General features: G+C 73.7%; 22 protein-coding genes. 8 read left to right on the plus strand and 14 right to left on the minus strand.

Going from position 1 to position 17,352, the window contains the following annotated elements; all coding sequences use genetic code 11:
- Positions 1-37 precede the first annotated feature (37 nt).
- The gene (locus CTE05_RS11700) at positions 38-505 is read left to right on the plus strand and encodes an NUDIX hydrolase (protein WP_146846311.1); all 468 of its coding nucleotides are present in this window, start codon (positions 38-40) and stop codon (positions 503-505) included.
- 1 nt (position 506) lies between these two features.
- On the opposite strand, the gene CTE05_RS11705 is transcribed toward CTE05_RS11700, so the two are convergent.
- From CTE05_RS11705 to CTE05_RS11715, 3 genes are read right to left on the minus strand one after another with little or no spacing between them, the layout of a single operon-like run.
- Positions 507-1,544: an NAD(P)/FAD-dependent oxidoreductase gene (locus tag CTE05_RS11705; RefSeq protein ID WP_146846312.1), complete on the minus strand. Its 1,038-nt coding sequence runs from the start codon at positions 1,542-1,544 to the stop codon at positions 507-509.
- Positions 1,541-2,065: an isoprenylcysteine carboxyl methyltransferase family protein gene (locus tag CTE05_RS11710; protein ID WP_146846313.1), complete on the minus strand. Its 525-nt coding sequence runs from the start codon at positions 2,063-2,065 to the stop codon at positions 1,541-1,543. The genes CTE05_RS11705 and CTE05_RS11710 overlap by 4 nt, the downstream gene beginning before the upstream one ends.
- Entirely contained in the window at positions 2,066-3,139 is a 1,074-nt protein-coding gene (locus tag CTE05_RS11715) for a type III polyketide synthase (RefSeq protein ID WP_146846314.1), read from the minus strand.
- A gap of 105 nt (positions 3,140-3,244) precedes the next feature.
- Here CTE05_RS11715 and CTE05_RS11720 point away from each other — a divergent pair, with 105 nt between their 5' ends.
- Both CTE05_RS11720 and CTE05_RS11725 read left to right on the plus strand, forming a co-directional pair.
- Complete coding sequence (locus tag CTE05_RS11720) at positions 3,245-4,087, plus strand: UbiA family prenyltransferase (protein ID WP_246123554.1); 843 nt, start codon at positions 3,245-3,247, stop codon at positions 4,085-4,087.
- Between the two features lie 56 nt (positions 4,088-4,143).
- On the plus strand, positions 4,144-5,022 hold the full coding sequence (locus CTE05_RS11725) for an LLM class F420-dependent oxidoreductase (RefSeq protein WP_146846315.1): 879 nt from the start codon (positions 4,144-4,146) through the stop codon (positions 5,020-5,022).
- Here the strand turns inward: CTE05_RS11725 and CTE05_RS11730 are convergent.
- From CTE05_RS11730 to CTE05_RS11745, 4 genes are all read right to left on the minus strand, one after another.
- Complete coding sequence (locus tag CTE05_RS11730; protein ID WP_146846316.1) at positions 5,019-5,498, minus strand: VOC family protein; 480 nt, start codon at positions 5,496-5,498, stop codon at positions 5,019-5,021. The two genes, CTE05_RS11725 and CTE05_RS11730, sit on opposite strands and share 4 nt — an antisense overlap.
- A 91-nt stretch (positions 5,499-5,589) precedes the next feature.
- On the minus strand, positions 5,590-6,384 hold the full coding sequence (locus CTE05_RS11735) for a pentapeptide repeat-containing protein (protein WP_146846317.1): 795 nt from the start codon (positions 6,382-6,384) through the stop codon (positions 5,590-5,592).
- A 180-nt stretch (positions 6,385-6,564) separates the two neighbouring features.
- Positions 6,565-6,852: a transcriptional regulator gene (locus CTE05_RS11740; RefSeq protein ID WP_146846318.1), complete on the minus strand. Its 288-nt coding sequence runs from the start codon at positions 6,850-6,852 to the stop codon at positions 6,565-6,567.
- The gene (locus CTE05_RS11745) at positions 6,852-7,388 is read right to left on the minus strand and encodes a hypothetical protein (RefSeq protein ID WP_146846319.1); all 537 of its coding nucleotides are present in this window, start codon (positions 7,386-7,388) and stop codon (positions 6,852-6,854) included. The genes CTE05_RS11740 and CTE05_RS11745 overlap by 1 nt, the downstream gene beginning before the upstream one ends.
- A gap of 137 nt (positions 7,389-7,525) precedes the next feature.
- Here CTE05_RS11745 and CTE05_RS11750 point away from each other — a divergent pair, with 137 nt between their 5' ends.
- The gene (locus CTE05_RS11750; RefSeq protein ID WP_146846320.1) at positions 7,526-8,134 is read left to right on the plus strand and encodes a ClpP family protease; all 609 of its coding nucleotides are present in this window, start codon (positions 7,526-7,528) and stop codon (positions 8,132-8,134) included.
- Complete coding sequence (locus CTE05_RS11755; protein WP_146846321.1) at positions 8,134-8,745, plus strand: ClpP family protease; 612 nt, start codon at positions 8,134-8,136, stop codon at positions 8,743-8,745. The genes CTE05_RS11750 and CTE05_RS11755 overlap by 1 nt, the downstream gene beginning before the upstream one ends.
- Before the next feature lie 41 nt (positions 8,746-8,786).
- On the opposite strand, the gene CTE05_RS11760 is transcribed toward CTE05_RS11755, so the two are convergent.
- The 4 genes from CTE05_RS11760 to CTE05_RS11775 all read right to left on the minus strand — a co-directional run bounded on the left by CTE05_RS11760 (position 8,787) and on the right by CTE05_RS11775 (position 12,384).
- Entirely contained in the window at positions 8,787-9,197 is a 411-nt protein-coding gene (locus CTE05_RS11760) for a helix-turn-helix domain-containing protein (protein WP_146846322.1), read from the minus strand.
- A gap of 166 nt (positions 9,198-9,363) precedes the next feature.
- The gene (locus CTE05_RS11765) at positions 9,364-10,215 is read right to left on the minus strand and encodes an ABC transporter permease (protein ID WP_146846323.1); all 852 of its coding nucleotides are present in this window, start codon (positions 10,213-10,215) and stop codon (positions 9,364-9,366) included.
- Complete coding sequence (locus CTE05_RS11770; RefSeq protein WP_146846325.1) at positions 10,202-11,146, minus strand: ABC transporter ATP-binding protein; 945 nt, start codon at positions 11,144-11,146, stop codon at positions 10,202-10,204. Before CTE05_RS11770 ends, CTE05_RS11765 begins: the two co-directional genes overlap by 14 nt.
- The gene (locus CTE05_RS11775) at positions 11,143-12,384 is read right to left on the minus strand and encodes a LolA family protein (RefSeq protein ID WP_146846327.1); all 1,242 of its coding nucleotides are present in this window, start codon (positions 12,382-12,384) and stop codon (positions 11,143-11,145) included. Before CTE05_RS11775 ends, CTE05_RS11770 begins: the two co-directional genes overlap by 4 nt.
- Before the next feature lie 83 nt (positions 12,385-12,467).
- Between CTE05_RS11775 and CTE05_RS11780 the strand changes: the two genes are divergently transcribed.
- From CTE05_RS11780 to CTE05_RS11790, 3 genes are all read left to right on the plus strand, one after another.
- Positions 12,468-13,121, plus strand: coding sequence for a response regulator transcription factor (locus CTE05_RS11780; RefSeq protein WP_146846329.1), 654 nt, complete (start codon positions 12,468-12,470; stop codon positions 13,119-13,121).
- Between the two features lie 14 nt (positions 13,122-13,135).
- The gene (locus tag CTE05_RS11785; RefSeq protein ID WP_146846331.1) at positions 13,136-14,425 is read left to right on the plus strand and encodes an ATP-binding protein; all 1,290 of its coding nucleotides are present in this window, start codon (positions 13,136-13,138) and stop codon (positions 14,423-14,425) included.
- Positions 14,426-14,489: 64 nt separating this feature from the next.
- On the plus strand, positions 14,490-15,047 hold the full coding sequence (locus CTE05_RS11790) for a DnaJ family domain-containing protein (protein WP_146846333.1): 558 nt from the start codon (positions 14,490-14,492) through the stop codon (positions 15,045-15,047).
- 45 nt (positions 15,048-15,092) lie between these two features.
- Here the strand turns inward: CTE05_RS11790 and CTE05_RS11795 are convergent, their stop codons facing one another.
- The 3 genes from CTE05_RS11795 to CTE05_RS11805 all read right to left on the minus strand — a co-directional run bounded on the left by CTE05_RS11795 (position 15,093) and on the right by CTE05_RS11805 (position 17,337).
- Positions 15,093-15,323, minus strand: coding sequence for a hypothetical protein (locus CTE05_RS11795; protein ID WP_146846335.1), 231 nt, complete (start codon positions 15,321-15,323; stop codon positions 15,093-15,095).
- 66 nt (positions 15,324-15,389) lie between these two features.
- The gene (locus CTE05_RS11800) at positions 15,390-16,877 is read right to left on the minus strand and encodes an MDR family MFS transporter (protein WP_246123555.1); all 1,488 of its coding nucleotides are present in this window, start codon (positions 16,875-16,877) and stop codon (positions 15,390-15,392) included.
- A 124-nt stretch (positions 16,878-17,001) separates the two neighbouring features.
- Entirely contained in the window at positions 17,002-17,337 is a 336-nt protein-coding gene (locus CTE05_RS11805) for a YciI family protein (RefSeq protein WP_186814838.1), read from the minus strand.
- Positions 17,338-17,352 lie beyond the last annotated feature (15 nt).

Genomic DNA, 17,352 nt, shown 5'->3' on the forward strand with positions numbered 1-17,352 from the left:
GCCGGGCGACCGAACGCGGGTCACCTACGATCGGCGCGTGCCGATCCCGGAGTTCATCCTCGCCCTGCGGGCCGCCGTCGGGCACGACCTCCTGTGGCTGACGGGGGTGACGGCCGTCGTCGTCCGCGCCGACGAGGTCCTCCTGGTGAGGCGGGCGGACGACGGCGCCTGGACCCCGGTGACGGGGATCATCGACCCGGGCGAGGAGCCCGCGGTCGCCGGTGCGCGCGAGGTGCTGGAGGAGGCGTCGGTCGTCGCGGTCGCGGAACGCCTGACCTGGGTGCACGTCCTGCCGCCGATGGTCTACGACAACGGGGACCGCGTGCAGTACCTCGACCACACCTTCCGGTTCCGGTACGTGTCCGGCGAGCCGTTCCCCGCGGACGGCGAGAACACCGAGGCGGCCTGGTTCCCGCTCGACGCGCTGCCGCCGATGTCCGACGAGATGCACGCGCGCATCGCGAGCGCCCTGGCCCCCGCCGGACCGGCGGCGTTCGAGTCGTGAGTCAGCGCGCGAGCCGCTCGACGACGGCTCCGTAGAGCCCGGGTGCCGTGACGGCCAGCGGCACGATGCCGCGCCGCAGGGGAGAGGCCGCGGCGGCGAGCAGCCCGCTGGTCAGCACCCGGTAGTCGCGGGTGGCCGCGGTCCACGCCTTCTCGTAGGCCGCGTTGGAACGGCGGACGTCCTCGTCCAGCGTCGCGACGGCGGCGTGCGCCTGGGCGAGCCCGACCCGCACGCCCTCGCCGGTGAGGGCGTCGACGTAGCCGGACGCGTCACCGACGAGGCGCACGCGCCCCGCCGTGCGGTGCTCGCTCTGCTGGAAGAGCGGTCCGGCGCCGCGGGCGGGGCCGAGACGTTCCGCGCCGGCGAGATGGTGGCGCAGGGCGGCGAACGAGTCGAGCGTCCGGTCGTAGTCGTGGTGGGCGGGTCCGAGCAGCGCGACGCCGACGACGTCGTCGGCCACCGGGGTCACGTACGCCTCGACGGACCGGCCCCAGTGCACCTCGACCAGGTCGGTCCACGGCGCCACCCGGAAGTGCCGGCGCACCCCGAACCGGCGCGCGCGCAGGCGGTGGTGCGTCGCGAGGTCGACCTGACGGCGGACCGTCGAGTGCAGGCCGTCGCACGCGAGGAGCCAGCGTCCGCGGATCCCCGCGCACCAGACGGACGACGCGTCCTGCTCGACCGCGTGGGCGCGCCCGGGGACGACGACCGCACCCAGCTCCCGGGCGCGTGCGGCGAGCGCGGCGTGGAGCACGGTGCGCCGGACACCCCGCCCCGGCGCGACCGTGAAGAGGTGGTCGGCGGTGCGCGCGCCCCGCACGTAGCGGATCCCGGTCAGGGTGTGGCCCTCGGGGTCGACGCCGAGCCGGGCGAGCGCCTCGACGGCACCGGGCATCAGGCCTTCACCACAGGCCTTGTCGACGGGGGTCGCGCGGGGTTCGACGACGATGACGGACAGCCCCGCGAGCCGTCCCTCGATCGCCGCGGCGAGCCCGATGGGGCCGCCTCCGATCACCAGCAGGTCGGCGTCGGGGGTCATGTCGGGGCCGGGCTGACGGAGCGCAGCGCGCGCTCCTCCGTGGGGATCCGGAAGCCGAGCAGGAGGATCGCGTTGAGCACCGTGAACGCGATCGCGGTGACCCAGGCGGTGTGCACGAGGGGGAGCGCTGCGCCCTCCACGGCGACGGCGACGTAGTTCGGGTGGCTGAGCCAGCGGTACGGGCCCCGCCGGACCAGGGCGACGCCGGGGACGACGATCACCCGGGTGCTCCACTGGTTCCCCAGGGTCGCGATGCACCACCAGCGCAGCGCGTTCGCGGCGACGACGAACGCGAGCGCGGTCCACCCGAGCGCCGGGAGGAAGGGCCGGTCCGCCACGTGCACCTCGACCACGCACGCGACCAGCAGCCCGGAGTGCAGCGCGACCATCGGCGGGTAGTGCCGCTTGCCCGTCTCGATGCCACCGTGCGCGAACGCCCAGGTCACGTGGCGTTGCGAGACGATCAGCTCGGCCAGGCGCTCGAACGCGATCACGACGATCAGCCAGTCGTACCAGCTCACCTACGACTCCTCGGGCCAGCGCAGCAGGACGGTCTCGGTGCACACCCCGGGACCGACGGCGAACAGCACGCCGGCGGACCCGGGGATGTGCCCCCCGGCCGCCAGCTCGTCGGCGAGCACGTGCAGCACTCCCGACGACGACAGGTTCCCGACGCGCGCGAGCGACCGCCAGCTCGCGGCGAAGGCCTCGTCGGGCAGCTCGAGCGCGCTCGCCGCGGCCCGCAGGATGCGCGGTCCGCCGGTGTGCGCGACCCACGTGCCGACGTCGGCGACCTTGAGGCCGTGCGCGGCGAGCAGGTCGACGACGCCGGGGCCGAGGTTCCGCTCGACGATGTCCGCGAGGCTCGCCGCGAGCACGATCCGGAAGCCGCTGCCGCCGATGTCCCAGCCGAGCACGTCGGTGGTGCCGGGGACGAGGTCGGAGCGGGAGTCGACGACGTCGACCCCGCCCGGTACGTCGTCCGCCCGGTCGCTGCCCACCATGACGACGGCCGCGGCGCCGTCGCCGAACAGGCCGCTGGACACGATGTTCGCCATCGAGTCGTCGCCGTGCTGCAGCGTCAGCGAGCACAGCTCGACCGACACGAGCAGGGCGACGTCCTGCGGGTGGCCCTGCAGGTGGTCGCGGACCCGGGCGATCCCCGCGGCCCCCGCGACGCACCCGAGCCCGAACACGGGGACGCGCTTGACGTCGGGACGCAGGCCGAGCCGTTCGACCAGGAGCACGTCGAGCGACGGGGTGGCGATCCCGGTGATCGTCGTGACCAGCAGGTAGTCGACGTCCGCGGCGTCCAGCCCGGCGGCGGCGAGGGCCTCGCGGCACGCCCGCGCCGCCAGCGTGGTGCCCTCGCGGACGAACGTGTCGTTGGCCACCGTGAACGTCGTCAGCTCCGCGTACGCGTCGAGGGGCAGCGCGAGGTGCCGCGTCTCGATGCCGGTGGCCGCGTGGATCCGCTCGATCGTGGCGAGGCGCCGGGGGTCGGAGGAGAGCAGCGGACCGATCGTCGCGGTGATCTCGCTCTGGGCGTAGGTGTGCTCGGGCAGGACGGGGGCAATCGAGGCGATACGCGCCATCCGGGCATCGTGCCACGCGCTCGCACGTCCGGCACGTGTCGGGGCCGTCCTGCCGAATCTTTACCCGACCTGCGACGATGGCGCGTCGATGCGGAGGTGAGCAGGGTGAGCGAAGGTGCCGGGAGGTCGCGCGTCGTCGACCTCGCGCTCGCGTGCCACCCGGCGCCGGCCGCTGCCGTGACGGTGTTCGCGGTCGCGATGGCTGCGGGGGCCGACGCGCCGGTCGCGACGACGGCTCTGGTCGGTGCCGCCGTGCTGGCCGGGCAGCTCTCCGTGGGCTGGTCCAACGACTGGATCGACGCGGACCGGGACGCCGCCGTCGGGCGGACCGACAAGCCCGTCGGTGCCGGGCGTCTCACCGTCGCGACGGTCCGGACGGCGGCGCTGAGCGCGGCCGTGGCGTGCGTGGTGCTCTCGCTGGCGCTCGGCTGGCGCCCGGGCCTCGTGCACCTCGCGACCGTCGCGTCGGCCTGGGCCTACAACCTCCGGCTCAAGAGCACAGCGTGGTCCTGGGCGCCGTACGCGTTCTCGTTCGGATTCCTGCCCCTGGGGATCGCCCTGGCGCTGCCCGGCTCGCCGGTCGCCGCCTGGTGGGCGATGGCGGCGGGCGCCCTGCTCGGGATCGGCGCGCACGGGGCGAACGTGGTGCCCGACCTGCAGGACGACCGCGCCACCGGCGTCCGCGGGCTCCCGCACCGGGTCGGCGGGACCGCGACGAGCATCGGCACGGCGCTGGCGCTCGTCGGAGCGACGGTCCTGGTCGTCCTGGCGCCGCCCGGCCCGCCACGAGCAGCTGCGGCCGTCGCGCTCGTCGCTGCCGTGGGGCTGACGATCGCCGCCACCGTGCTCGCGCTCGGCGGCGGGCGGCACCGGCTGCCGTTCCTGTTCGCCATCGCGGTCGCGGCGGTCGACGTGGTCCTGCTGGTGCGGTCCGACTGGGTCGCTTGACTTCGAGCGCGCTCGAATTGGCAGGGTGACGAGCAACCCCGTCGAAGGAGCTCCCCGTGCGTGTTGGCGTCCACCTCTACCGTTTCGACTCCGTCGAGCCCGGCGCGCTGCGCCAGGAGCTGGCCGACGCGGCGCGCACCGCCGAGGACTCCGGCGTCGCCTGGGTCTCGGTCATGGACCACTACTTCCAGATGGTCGCCGCCGGCTTCCCGGCCGACGACCCGATGCTCGAGGCGTACACGACGCTCGGCTACCTCGCGGGCGTGACGTCGGAGGTGCAGCTCGGCGTGCTGGTCACGGGCGTCACCTACCGGCACCCGGGTCTGCTGGCGAAGATCCACGCCACGCTCGACGTGCTCTCGGGCGGCCGCGCCACGCTCGGCATCGGGGCCGCCTGGTACGAGGAGGAGCACCGCGCGATGGGGGTGCCCTACCCGCCCTTGTCCGAGCGGTTCGAGCGCCTCGAGGAGACCCTGCAGATCTGCCGGCAGATGTGGGACCCGACGAACGACGGCCCGTACGACGGCACGCACTACCAGCTGGCCCGGACCCTGTGCTCGCCGCAGCCGCTGACGCGCCCCGAGATCCTCATCGGCGGCTCGGGCGAGCGCAAGACCCTGCGCCTGGTCGCGCAGTACGGCGACGCGTGCAACCTGTTCACGTCCACGCCCGAGGAGGTCGCGCACAAGCTCGACGTCCTGCACCGCCACTGCGCGGACCTCGGCCGCGACCCGGCCGAGATCCGCGTGACCATGCTGTCCCGCGGCGAGAAGCTGCTCGCCGGGGACGTCGACGGGTTCGTCGAGGAGATGCGGGCCTACGACGCCCTGGGCGTGGAGTCCGTCATCCTGACCCCGGCCGACACCGGCCTGGCCGCGTGGGTGAAGGACGCCGTGGCACCCGCCGTCCCGCGGCTGGCCCAGCTGGGCAGCTAGGCCCCCGCGTCGGCCGCCGCGTGCAGGGCGGCCACGTCGATCTTGCCCATCGTCAGCATGGCGTCCATGGCGCGGCCCGCACGCGCGGGGTCGGGGTCGGCCAGCAGCGCGGGCAGCGCTGTCGGGACGACCTGCCAGGACAGGCCCCAGCGGTCCTTGAGCCAGCCGCACCGGCCCGGCTCGCCGCCGTCGGCGATCAGGGCGTCCCACACGCGGTCGCACTCGGCCTGGTCGGGCACCGAGACCTGGAACGAGAACGCCTCCGTGAACGGGAACGCGGGCCCGCCGTTGAGGGCCTGCACCTCCTGGCCGTCGAGCACGAAGCTCACGGTGAGCGCGGTCCCGGCCGGCTGGGGGGCACCCTCGCCGTAGCGGGCGACCGACAGGATCTGCGAGTTCGGGAAGATCTCCACGTAGCGCTGCGCGGCCTGCTCGGCCTGGTCGTCGAACCACAGGAACGGGCTGATGCTGGTCATCTCGGTGCCTCCGATGTCGTGACGCGGAGCCCGGTGCTGCCGCGTCCTTCGTGCAGTGGTCGGAGCCGTCCCGCGGTTCTCGACACGCGTGTCAGGACCAGTGCCCAGGTGCGACGAGCCCGCGCGGGAGACTGGTCGTCCCGTCGCCGCGTGCGGACGCCACCTGCGGGGGTGTCACGAAGAGCGCGTCCGTCAGGTCGGCACGGTCCAGCCGCGCGCCACGCAGGTCCGCGCCCAGCAGGTCCGCCAGCCGCAGGTCGGCGCCCCGCAGGTCTGCACCGATCAGCAGCGCCCCACGGAGGTCGGCTCCGCGCAGGTCGGCACGGCGCAGGTCCGCCCCCGTCAGGTCGGCACCGCGAGCCTGCCGGCCGTGCAGCCCGTCCCGCGCGAGCGCGCTCACGCGCCCGAGCAGGTCGCCGACCCTGGCCTGGGCGTCCGGTCCTGCACCGGCGTCGCGCACATCGGCCACCTCGGTCCGCAGCCGGGCGACCTCGTCGTGCAGCGGTGCCGCCGCGCGGACCGCGAGCGCCTCGGTGAGGTACCAGAGGAGCTCGTGCAGCCCGCGCATCGTGCCGAAGACCGCGAACATGTCCGCCGTGATCGCGGGGTCGTCGCGCCACGTGCGACCGCCGAAGAGCTGCTGCGTGACGAACTGGCCCGCGCCGAAGCACTCGTAGACCGTGCAGCCCGTGAACCCGCTGGTGCGCAGGTCGGCGTGGATGCCGCACCGGAAGTCGTCCAGCAGGTTCCGGCACGGCGTACCGGCGGGCTTGTCGTACGCGAAGTCCGACGAGCGCTGGAACGAGTGCGCAATGCAGCACAGACCCGCGCAGCGCGAGCAGTCCGAGCGCAGCTCCCGCAGCGGGATCGCAGCGTGGTCGGTCACGCGGTCGAGACTACGACGGGTCGTACACGGCGAAGCGGGCTGCGTCGGAGTCGCACGCCGACGGCACGGTCCCCAGGTCGAGCGTGCCGCCACCGCAGAACGAGCACTCCTCACCCAGCGGGTAGGTCCGTCACCCGACGACCAGGGACTGGCTCGCTCGCTGGCCGGTCGAGGCGGCCGTCACTCGACCGCGTCGATCACACGGCGTAGCGCGGCGACGTGCTCGTGCAGCGCCTTGCGACCTGCCGGTGTCAGGCCGATCCACGTGGTCCGTCGTCCCGCGTGGACGCCCTTGCGGCTGTGCAGGTAGCCGGCCTCGACCAGCGCCGAGACGTGCTTGGACAGCACCGAGTCGCTGACGTCGAGCGCGGCGCGCACCGTCGCGAACTCCGCCTCCGACACCGCGGACAACGTCGTGACGAGCTGCAGCCGCGTCGGGGCGTGGATCAGCGGGTCGAGCCCGGCCATCAGCCGAGGACCAGCAGGGCCGCGCACCCCAGGCACGCGACGACGGCGAGCACCGCGAGCACCCGCGGGGAGGCGCCGCGTGCGTGCGCGGCGGGGTCGTGCCGGTAGTCGTGCCACCAGCGGCGGACCCCGAGCGCGCAGCCGACGCCTGCGGCCACCGCCGCCACGGCGACCAGCCACCAGCGGGAGCCGAACGCGGCCACGATCCCGACGGCGAGCGCGCCGAGGTAGGCGACGGAGGCGCGCGCCCCGGCGGCGAGGACCACCTGGCTGGCCAGCCCGTCCACCCGGACGCCGTTGATCCGGCTGAACCGGTGCAGCAGGAGCGCCGCCACGCCCAGGAACACCGCGACCCCGGCCAGCGCGACGGCGACCCCCGTGGCGGTCTGCGCGGCGATCCCGTAGGCGGCGGCGCCGACCTGGACCGCGACCCCGGTGGCGAGCGCGGGGGAGAAGCCGGTGGGCAGCCTGAGACCCGCGGTGAGTCGTCGGCGTGCGTCGTCGGCCGCGGTCAGAGGGTCTCGTCTGCTTTCCATGTCGGAAAGTATGGATCGAACTTTCCAGAGTGGCAAGTATGTGTCTGCCGTCGGCAGATCCGCGCACGGCAGACCGGGGGTCCGTGGGCGGTCGGCGCGTGTGACCGTCGAGGGACCAGCGACCTACGGAGGCCCTCATGAGCACCGCTCCACCCACCGTCCGCCCCTTCGACGACGACCTGTCCACCCGGCTCCTGCACCAGCGCATCGTGGTGCTCGGGCAGGAGGTCGACGACACCATCGCCAACCGGGTCTGCGCGCAGCTGCTCCTGCTCTCCGCGGAGGACCCCCGTCGCGACATCGCGCTCTACATCAACTCCCCGGGCGGCTCCGTGAGCGCGGCCCTGGCGATGTACGACACGATGCGGCTCATCCCGAACGACGTCGCGACCCTCGCGATGGGTCTGGCGGCGAGCGCCGCCCAGTTCCTGCTCAGCGCCGGCACGCCCGGCAAGCGGTACGCCTTGCGGCACTCGCGCGTGCTCATGCACCAGCCGTCCGGCGGGATCGGCGGGACCGCGATCGACATCGCCATCCAGGCGCAGAACATGGCGCACGTGAAGCGCACGATGCAGTCGCTCACGGCCGAGCACACGGGTCAGTCCGTCGAGACCATCGAGCGGGACGCCGACCGCGACGCCTGGTTCACCGCCGAGGAGGCGCTGGCGTACGGGTTCATCGACCGGGTGGTCGAGCACCTCGACGACGTGCGCCCGGACGCGTCGATGCGACGGGCGGGACTGTGATGGCCGGCCAGTACACGATCCCCGTCGTCATCGAGCAGCGGCCGACGGGCGAGCGCGCGTCCGACGTCTACTCGCGGCTGCTCACCGACCGGATCATCTTCCTGGGCACCGAGATCGACGACGGCGTCGCCAACGTCGTCATCGCGCAGCTGCTGCACCTGCAGTCGGAGAGCCAGGACTCGCCGATCCACCTGTACATCAACTCGCCCGGCGGCTCGATCACCGCGCTGCTGGCCGTCTACGACACCATCCAGTACATCAAGCCGACGGTGGCGACGTTCTGCCTCGGGCAGGCGGCGTCCGCGGCGGCCGTCCTCCTGGCGGCCGGGACGCCCGGCAACCGGCACGTCCTGGAGCACGCGCGCGTGCTGCTGCACCAGCCGTCGGGCGGGGGAGAGGGCACCGCGGCCGACCTGGAGATCCAGGCCCGGGAGATCGCCCGGCTGCGTGAGCAGGTGGACGAGATCCTGCACCGCCACACCGGTCAGCCGTTGGCCAAGCTGCGCACCGACACCGAGCGCGACCTCATCCTCACCGCGCAGCAGGCGGTCGACTACGGGCTGGCGGACCGCGTCGTGACCACCCTCAAGGAGGTGCCGCCGATCGGCTGACGCGTCGGACGCAGCGACGCTGCCGCCGACCAGCTGACGCGTCAGGCGGCCAGCAGGACCTGGCCCGTCGGAGCCGGCGCGTCGGTCCGGGCGGTGAGGGTCGTGACACTCGCGAGCTCGTGGCGGTCGGACGACACGGCGTCGGCCGCCACGGGCGCCGTGAGGTCCACGACGAGCCGGCCGTCCGCGAGCGCGAGCTGGGCGTGCGCGGTGCCGACGAGGTCGACCAGCCGCAGCCCGAGCGCCCGGCAGACCGCGGCGAGCACCTCCGACGACGCCTCCTTGCGGCCGCGCTCGACCTCGGACAGGTAGGCGACGGACACCCGGGCGTCCTCGGCGACGTCGCGCAGCGTCCGCCGCTGCCGCTCCCGCTGCTCGCGCAGGATCGAGCCGACGAGTCGCCGCAGCAGCGGCTCGGTGCGGTGCTCGAGGTGCGTCAGGTGCGGCGTCATCGCGTCCTCCGGGTTCCTGTAGTGCTCCCGCCACGCTAGCCCGCGAGGGCCGCCGGCCGAGGTCGCGACGCTTCTGCCCTGAGCGGACGAGCACAGGGCCGAACCAGCCCTGAGTGACGTGTCGAGGCGTCGGGACAGCACCCAGGGCTCGTTCGTGCCGTCGCTGTCAGCTCGACACGTCGGCCGTCGTGAAGCGGCTCCACGCCAGCGCGCCGAAGATCGCCACCCACGCCGCCTGCAGTGCCAGGCCCTGACCGAGGACGCCCCAGTCCGGTTCGAGGCGGAGGAACTCCGCGAAGTCGAGCCAGTGGTGGGTCAGCAGGGCGGGCGCGATCGCGGCGAGCTGCGGGAGCTGGTCCAGGACACCGCACACGATCGCGGTGACGACCGTGGCGGCCATCGCGCCGACGGGCACCTCGGTGAGCGTGGAGAAGAACAACCCGACCGCGACGAGCCCGGTCATGGACAGCCCGACGTAGACGACGACCGCGGCGATGCGCAGGATGCCGTCGCCGAGGGGCACGGTGGTCCCGGACAGCAGGGTGATGCCGCGCAGACCGAAGAACGTCGCACCGGCCACGATCCCGACGACGGCGATGGCCGCCACGGCCGCGGCTGCGAACGTCAGGGCGCCGACGGCCTTCACGGCGAGCAGCCGGCCCCGCGCGACGGGCACCGTCAGCAGGTAGCGCAGGGTGCCGGCGGACGCCTCGCCCGCGATGGCGTCGCCGGACGCGATCCCGATGGTCAGCGGGAGCAGGAACGGCAGGCACAGGAACAGGGACGCGACGACGAGGAACAGCCCGTTGCTGGTCACCCGGCCGACGAACCCGGGACCCTGCCCGTCGAGGGCGGTGTCCTGGGACAGGAACAGCACGGTGCCCAGCAGCAGGGGGACCAGCGCGAGCCCGGCGAGCAGGACCTGGTTGCGGCGGCGGCCGAGGACGAGCCGCAGCTCGGAGCGGACGAGCCGGAGCAGGGAGCCTCTGCGGGGGGTCGCGGTCTCAACGAGCGACATCGAAGCCCTCCCCGGTCAGCTCGACGAAGATCTGCTCCAGGTTCGGCCGTCGTACCTCGAGCCCCAGCAGGTCGATGCCCGCGTGCACGAGCGCGGCCGACACCTTCTCGGGCGGCACGTCGCCCAGCAGCGCGGACACCGTGACCCCGGTGGCCTGGACGTCGGTGAGCCCCAGCCCGGTCAGGACCTCCGCCGCGGCGCCGACGTGGTCGGTGGACGTCTGCACGGACAGCCGGGGCAGCCCGCGGGAGGTGAGCTCGGCGCGGTCGCCCTGGAGCAGCAGGTGGCCGCCGCTCATGATCCCGATGTGGCTGCACACCTGCTCGATCTCTGCCAGCAGGTGCGACGAGACGAGCACGGTGGTGCCGTTCTCGGCGAGTTCGCGCACGAGGTTGCGGACCTCGCGCGTGCCCTGCGGGTCCAGGCCGTTCGTCGGCTCGTCGAGCACCAGCAGCTCGCGCGGCCGCAGCAGCGCGGCCGCGAGCCCGAGGCGCTGCTTCATGCCGAGCGAGTACTGCCGGTACGGCTTGCCCGCCGCGGCACCGAGCCCCACGCGGTCCAGCGCCTCGCCGGCGCGCGTCCGGGCGGTGCGCGGGTCGGCCGTCGCGTCGCTGGCGTCGAGCCGTGCGAGGTTCGCCGAGCCGGTCAGGTACGGGTGGAACGCCGGGCCCTCGACGAGCGCGCCGACGCGCGGGAGCACGTCGGCCCCCGCGCCCGGCATCTCGCCGCCGAGCAGGAAGGCTCTCCCGCTCGTGGGCCGGACCAGCCCGAGCAGCATCCGGATGGTCGTCGTCTTGCCCGAGCCGTTCGGTCCGATGAACCCGTAGACGGCGCCGCGCGGGACGTGCAGGCCGATGCCGGCGACCGCCACCTGCCCCGAGCGGAACCGCTTGGTGAGGCCGTCGGTGGAGATGGCCAGGCCGTCCGTCACGGGGCCGCCAGGGCCTGCAGGGTGGCACCCGGCACCGCGCCGACCAGCACCCGGCCGTCGTCGGTGACCAGCACCGACAGGAGCGCGGAGGACAGCAGCCGTCCCTCGGGGACCTCGGTCGTCAGCGTGTCGTACAGGGCGGTGGTGTCGAGGTCACCCATCGGCGAGCCGGACCCCTCCTCGGGCACGAACTCCGAGTACAGGTCCGCGGCACCCTGCGACCCGAACGTCTTGTCGACCCCGGGCAGGCTCGCCGCGGCCGACGGGTCGCCGGCGACGAGCGCTGCCACGTCGAGCCCGGAGGCCTGCACGACGGCATCCCAGCCGGTCCCGGTCACGGTGACACCCTCGGGGAGCTCCTTGTCCGGGGTCGCGGTCGCCGCCTCGGCAGGCACCTCCGGCAACGGCACGACGACCTCGCGGGTCGACGCCCCTGCGGGTGCCGAGAACGCGAGGACCGAGTCGGCGGGGGTCGCGAACGACACGTCGGTGAAGCCGATCTCCAGGGCGGGTGTCTCCGTGTCGGACGTGCTCCACACCTGCACCCGCAGCGGGGTCGAGGTCTCGGCGTCCACGGCCACCACGATCCTCCCGACCAGGGTCGTGTCGCTGGTCGGCGTCACCACGAGCTGGTACGCGGCGCGTCCGGCGACCTCCGTCTGCGCGTCGAGCGTCACGGTGGACGACTCCTCGGCCCGCTCGACCGCCTGGCGACCGGCCTCCTCCGGCGTCGGCAGGTCGGCGTGCACCGGCAGCTCGCCCGCCTCCGCCAGCGCCGCGAGCGCCTCGTACCGTGCGGCGTCTGCGTCGCTCAGGCTGTAGTGGACGACCGCGTCGTCGCTGCTGGAGTACGTCCAGGCCTCCGCACCGTCCTGCACCACCGAGTACTCCGACGTCGGACCGAGCAACGCGACGCGCGAGCGCTGCTCCCCGTCCGACCACACGCGCATCGTCGAGCTGCCGCCGAGCAGGTTGATCGGGTCGGCACCGCCGACCGCGCCGAACGGGATCTCCGGCAGGCCCAGGCGCGCGGTGTAGACGACCGTGCCGGACAGCGGCGACGGCTCGGCGCTCGCCACCTGCGCGGCCAGCTCCTCGGGGCTGATCGTCGGCAGGCCGGCGTCGTCGGCGGACGCGAACAGCGGGGGCGCGGCGAAGGCCATGCCCACCGCGACGGCGGCGACGACGGGGACCGCCCAGCGGGTCCGGGGGCTGAGGGTGCGACGGGGCTCGTTCATGGCTCCACTGTGCGTCATGCCTGCTGAGGGCATCCTGAGAGGGCGACGACGTCGGTGCGGGCACCGGATGGGATGCTCAGGACATGCGGGTTCTGGTGGTGGACGACGAGCGTGGGCTCGTGCGTGCGCTGCACCGCGGGCTGACCGCCGAGGGCTTCGCCGTCGACGTCGCGTTCGACGGCGAGCGCGGGCTCGAGCTCGCGGCGCAGGGCGGCTACGACGTCATCGTCCTCGACGTCATGCTGCCGCGCCGCAACGGGTACGACGTCGTCACCGAGCTGCGTGCCCAGGACGTGTGGACGCCGGTCCTCATGCTCAGTGCCAAGGACGGCGAGTACGACGTGGCCGACGGGCTGGACGTCGGGGCCGACGACTACCTGACCAAGCCGTTCGCGTTCGTCGTGCTGGTGTCCCGGTTGCGCGCCCTCCTGCGCCGGCAGGGCCAGGTGCGCCCGCCCGTGCTGACCGCGGGGGAGCTGGTCCTCGATCCCGCGACCCGGCGCGTGACCCGGTCCGGCGAGGTCGTCGCGCTGACCACCCGCGAGCTCGCCCTGCTCGAGTACCTGATGCACCACGCCGACCGCGTCGTCGGCAAGGTCGAGCTGCGCGACCACGTGTGGGACGGCACCGGCGAGGACGTCAACGTCGTCGAGGTCTACGTCGGCTACCTGCGGCGCAAGCTCGGCCGGGAGGTCGTCGAGACCGTCCGCGGCGCCGGGTACCGCGTGGCGGGCTAGTCGTGCGTCGAGGCATGTCGCTGCGTCTGCGACTGACGCTGCTGGCGTCGGGCGCGCTCTGTGTGGCGCTGGTCGTCGGGGCGATCGCCCTGACCACCGTCTTGCGCAGCACGCGGATCGACGCCCTCGACCAGGTGGTCCGCGAGCGTGCCGCGACGGTCGCGTCGCTCGCGTCCGACGACCGCCTGCCCGAGACCCTGCCCGTCGCGGAACCCGGGGAGATCGTGCAGCTCATCGACGCCGACGGCGCCGTGCTCGCCACCTCACCGAACGCGAGCCGGACGCTGCCGGTGCTGCCGCAGGACGTGCTGGCGGGACTGAGCGGCGTGTCGACCACGGATCGCAGCGCCTACGACGACGCCGCCCGCGTGGCCGTGCAGACCACGACGTTCCAGGGCGAGCCGGCGACCGTCGTCGCGACGGTGCCGCTGACCGAGGTCCAGGGTGTGCTCGACGCGCTCCGGGTCGCGCTCGCGGTCGTGGTGCCACTGCTCACGGTGGCGCTGGGGCTCGTCGTCTGGCTGATCCTCGGTCGGGCACTGCGCCCGGTCGAGGAGCTGCGCCGCGGTGCCGCCCTCGTGGCGTCGTCGGGCGGGCCCGGGTCGCTGCCCGTACCGGCGCGCGACGACGAGCTCGGTGCGCTGGCCCGCACGCTCAACTCGATGCTCGACCGGCTGGAGGCCGGGGCCGCGCGGCAGCGGACGTTCGTCGCCGACGCCGCCCACGAGCTGCGCTCCCCGCTGGCCGCCCTGCGGACCAGCGTCGAGGTCGCGCGGGCGCACCCGGAGTCCTACCGCACGGACGAGCTCGCGGCGGAGCTCGAGGGTGAGGTGCTCAGGATGCAGGCGCTCGTGGACGACCTGCTGCTGCTCGCGCGGGTGGGGTCGACGCCGACGGCGCACGACGACCTCGACCTCGGCTCGCTCGCCCGCGACGTGGTGCGGCCCACCGAGCCGGTGAGCGTCACCGGCGACGGCCGTGCTCGAGGCGATGCCGCCGCGGTCGGCCGGGTGCTGCGCAACCTCGTCGACAACGCGGTCCGGCACGCCGGGTCGCGGGTCGTCGTGACCGTTGCCGACGGGTCCGTCCGGGTCGACGACGACGGGGCCGGGCTCGACCCGGCGGACCGCGAGCGGGTGTTCGAGCGGTTCGTGCGGCTCGACGAGGCACGTCAGCGGGACGAGGGCGGCAGCGGTCTGGGCCTCGCGATCGCCCGCGAGATCGCGCGCGAGCAGGGCGGCGACGTCGTGCTCGCGACCGCGGACCTCGGCGGGCTGCGGGCCGAGCTGCGGCTGCCGCGCTGAGCGGGGGGCTGCCGGGCCGGACGCGTCGTCGTAACGTGGAGGCGAGGCGATCCCGGAGGTGACGATGCCCGAGCACGACCCGGTGCGCGACGCGGCCCGGTACCGCGTCCAGCGCGACTCGGCCGGTGAGCAGGGGGAGCAGGAACCCGCTGCGCCGCGCGGCCGGATGGAGAACCGGCACCAGTGGGTCGACGTCGTCATCGACCAGGCGATCGCCCGCGGCGAGTTCGACGACCTGCCCCTGGCGGGCAAGCCGATCCCGGGCATCACCCGGCACGACCCGGACTGGTGGCTCAAGGCGCTCATCGAGCGGGAGCAGATCTCGGGCGTGCTGCCAGAGGCGATCCAGCTGCGCAAGGACGACGCGGTCCTGGCGGAACGGCTGGACGCGCTCCGCACCGAGGACGACGTGCGGTCGGCCGTCGAGGAGTTCAACGCGCGGATCGTGTCCGCGCGGCGTCAGCTGCTCGGCGGACCGCCCGTGGTCACGCCGCTGCGGGACGTCGATCGTGAGGTGCGCGAGTGGCACGCACGCCGCCGCGTGCCGGAGCCGGCACCGGCCGAGGAGCCGGTCCGTCCGCGCCGGGTCGGCCGACGGCACTGGCGCCGGTCGACGAGCTGACGGTCGGTGACCGACCGGCAGGCGGGGTCCGTCAGGCCCGGTCCGTCAGGCCCGGTCCTCGAGGGCCGGGAGGATCGTCGTGGGGATCGCGAACGACAGCGACATGGCGAGGATGCCGCCGGCGAAGGCCCACGGGCCCCAGTCGCCCACGTTGAACGCGACAGTGAACAGGACCAGGCCGAGCACGAACAGAAGGGCGGGGAAGACCACGCTGAGCATGCGACCGGGCGTGCCCGACCCGTCGTCCTCGCGACGCTCGATCACCGGGTAGCTCATGGGTCGTCCTCCAGGGAGTGCTGTGCCGGGGTCCCCGGTGTCGTTCCACCGAGGACCCCAGCGTAGTCAGTGCGCGAGGGCCGGCGCGGCCTCGTCGGCCGGTGCGCCGTGGTGCGACGGAGCGGCCTGGACGAAGAACGCGGCGGGGATCGCGGCGAGCGAGATCACCGCGCCCACCAGGAAGGCGGCGTGGATGCCGCCCGCGGTGGCGTCGACCACCCCGGACCCCGCAGCAGCGAGCGTGGCGCTCTGCGCGGTGAGCACGGTGACGAACAGCGCCGTCCCGGCCGCGCCGGCCACCTGCTGCACCGTGCCGACCATCGCGCTGCCGTGCGAGTACAGGTGCATCGGCAAGGAGCCCAGCGCCGAGGTGAACAGCGGCGTGAACATCAGGGCGAGCCCCGCGCTGAGCGTGACGTGGCACGCGAGCATGAGCCACGGCGAGCTCGTCGCGCCGAGCAGCGTGAACCCCCACGCGCTGGCGCTCACGATGATCGCGCCCGGGACCAGCAGCGGCCTCGGACCGAACCGGTCGTAGGCACGCCCGACGCTCGGGGCCAGCAGACCCATGATCAGGCCGCCGGGCAGCAGGAGCAGACCGGTCTGCAGCGCCTCGAGCCCGAGCACCGTCTGCGCGTACAGCGGCACCAGGATCAGGGTCCCGAACAGCGACATCATGCTGATCGCCATCACGCCCACCGAGATCGTGAACGTCGACGACGAGAACGTGCGCAGGTCCAGCAGGGCGTCGTCGATCTTCTGCAGCTGCAGCTGGCGGAGCACGAAGACCACCAGCGCGACCGCACCGGCACCGAGCGACACCCAGGTGGACGTCGTGATGCCCGTCGTCGCGACAGCCCCCAGCCCGCTCAGCCCGTAGACGATGCCGCCGAACGCGACGGCCGACAGGATCACCGAGCCGATGTCGACCCGGGCGCTGCGCGTCTCGGTCAGGTTCGGCAGCCGGACCGCGCCGAGCGCCAGGGCGCCGATCGCGATCGGCAGGACCAGCGCGAACAGCCAGCGCCAGTCGAGCACGCTGAGCACCAGACCCGAGATCGTCGGGCCGATCGCGGGGGCGACCGAGATGACGATGGAGATGTTGCCCATCGTGCGGCCGCGGCTCGCGGGCGGGGTCACCGTCATGACGGTCGTCATGAGCAGCGGGAGCATGATCGCCGTGCCGCACGCCTGCACCACGCGGCCGACGATGAGCGCGTCGAACCCGGGCGCCAGCGCGCAGATCGCGGTGCCGAGGCTGAACAGGGTCATCGCCGCCAGGAACACGGCGCGCGTCGTGAACCGCTGGATCACGAAGCCGGTCACGGGGATGACGATCGCCATCGTCAGCATGAAGGCGGTGGTCACCCACTGGGCGGTGCTCGCCGGGATGTCCAGGTCGCTCATCAGCCGGGGGAGCGCGACACCCATGATCGTCTCGTTGAGGATGACGACGAACGTCGAGATCAGCAGCAGCCGGACGGCGAGACGGTCGCGCACACCGGTGCCCACGTCCGCGGGTGGATGGTTCGTGGTCAGGGTCTCGTCGGTCACAGGGGTACCTCGGGTGTGGGAGGGAAGTGTGTGGCGCTGCCGGTGGAGATCGGCGCGACGGTGTGCACAGTCTGTGCGGTGCGGCCCGGACGGGTCGACGTTTTTCGCTGTCAGGAGACGTCTCTCACAGCCCCATCGGCCAGAAGGGCCGGACCTCGACCCGGCCGAAGCGGGCCATCGGGTGCGCCGCCGCTCGTTCGAGCGCCTCGTCGAGGTCCGCGCACTCCAGCACGTCGAACCCGGCGATGGACTCCTGCGTCTCCGCGAACGGTCCGTCGGTGACGAGCAGCTGACCCGAGCGGACCCGTACCGTGCGGGCGTCCTGCGCGGGCCGCAGCCGGTCGCCGATGACGGAGAGGTGGCGACGGTCGTTCTCGCCCACCCAGTCGGAGATGTTGTCGTCCTCGGGCCGGTAGGTCTCGGCGGTCGGGTCGTCGCAGATCAGGAGCAGGTAGCGCACGGGTCCTCCAGGTGA

Origin of the sequence: Cellulomonas terrae, assembly GCF_007990265.1 — a bacterium.
Classification (GTDB): Bacteria; Actinomycetota; Actinomycetes; order Actinomycetales; family Cellulomonadaceae; genus Cellulomonas; species Cellulomonas terrae.

Bases quoted from the DNA above. Each gene is read 5' to 3' on its own strand.
- CTE05_RS11705 (WP_146846312.1), bottom strand. From the start codon at position 1,544: ATGACCCCCGACGCCGACCTGCTGGTGATCGGAGGCGGCCCCATCGGG.
- CTE05_RS11715 (WP_146846314.1), bottom strand. From the start codon at position 3,139: ATGGCGCGTATCGCCTCGATTGCCCCCGTCCTGCCCGAGCACACCTAC.
- CTE05_RS11730 (WP_146846316.1), bottom strand. From the start codon at position 5,498: ATGACCAGCATCAGCCCGTTCCTGTGGTTCGACGACCAGGCCGAGCAG.
- CTE05_RS11740 (WP_146846318.1), bottom strand. From the start codon at position 6,852: ATGGCCGGGCTCGACCCGCTGATCCACGCCCCGACGCGGCTGCAGCTC.
- CTE05_RS11745 (WP_146846319.1), bottom strand. From the start codon at position 7,388: ATGGAAAGCAGACGAGACCCTCTGACCGCGGCCGACGACGCACGCCGA.
- CTE05_RS11750 (WP_146846320.1), top strand. From the start codon at position 7,526: ATGAGCACCGCTCCACCCACCGTCCGCCCCTTCGACGACGACCTGTCC.
- CTE05_RS11755 (WP_146846321.1), top strand. From the start codon at position 8,134: ATGGCCGGCCAGTACACGATCCCCGTCGTCATCGAGCAGCGGCCGACG.
- CTE05_RS11760 (WP_146846322.1), bottom strand. From the start codon at position 9,197: ATGACGCCGCACCTGACGCACCTCGAGCACCGCACCGAGCCGCTGCTG.
- CTE05_RS11765 (WP_146846323.1), bottom strand. From the start codon at position 10,215: ATGTCGCTCGTTGAGACCGCGACCCCCCGCAGAGGCTCCCTGCTCCGG.
- CTE05_RS11775 (WP_146846327.1), bottom strand. From the start codon at position 12,384: ATGAACGAGCCCCGTCGCACCCTCAGCCCCCGGACCCGCTGGGCGGTC.
- CTE05_RS11780 (WP_146846329.1), top strand. From the start codon at position 12,468: ATGCGGGTTCTGGTGGTGGACGACGAGCGTGGGCTCGTGCGTGCGCTG.
- CTE05_RS11785 (WP_146846331.1), top strand. From the start codon at position 13,136: ATGTCGCTGCGTCTGCGACTGACGCTGCTGGCGTCGGGCGCGCTCTGT.
- CTE05_RS11790 (WP_146846333.1), top strand. From the start codon at position 14,490: ATGCCCGAGCACGACCCGGTGCGCGACGCGGCCCGGTACCGCGTCCAG.
- CTE05_RS11795 (WP_146846335.1), bottom strand. From the start codon at position 15,323: ATGAGCTACCCGGTGATCGAGCGTCGCGAGGACGACGGGTCGGGCACG.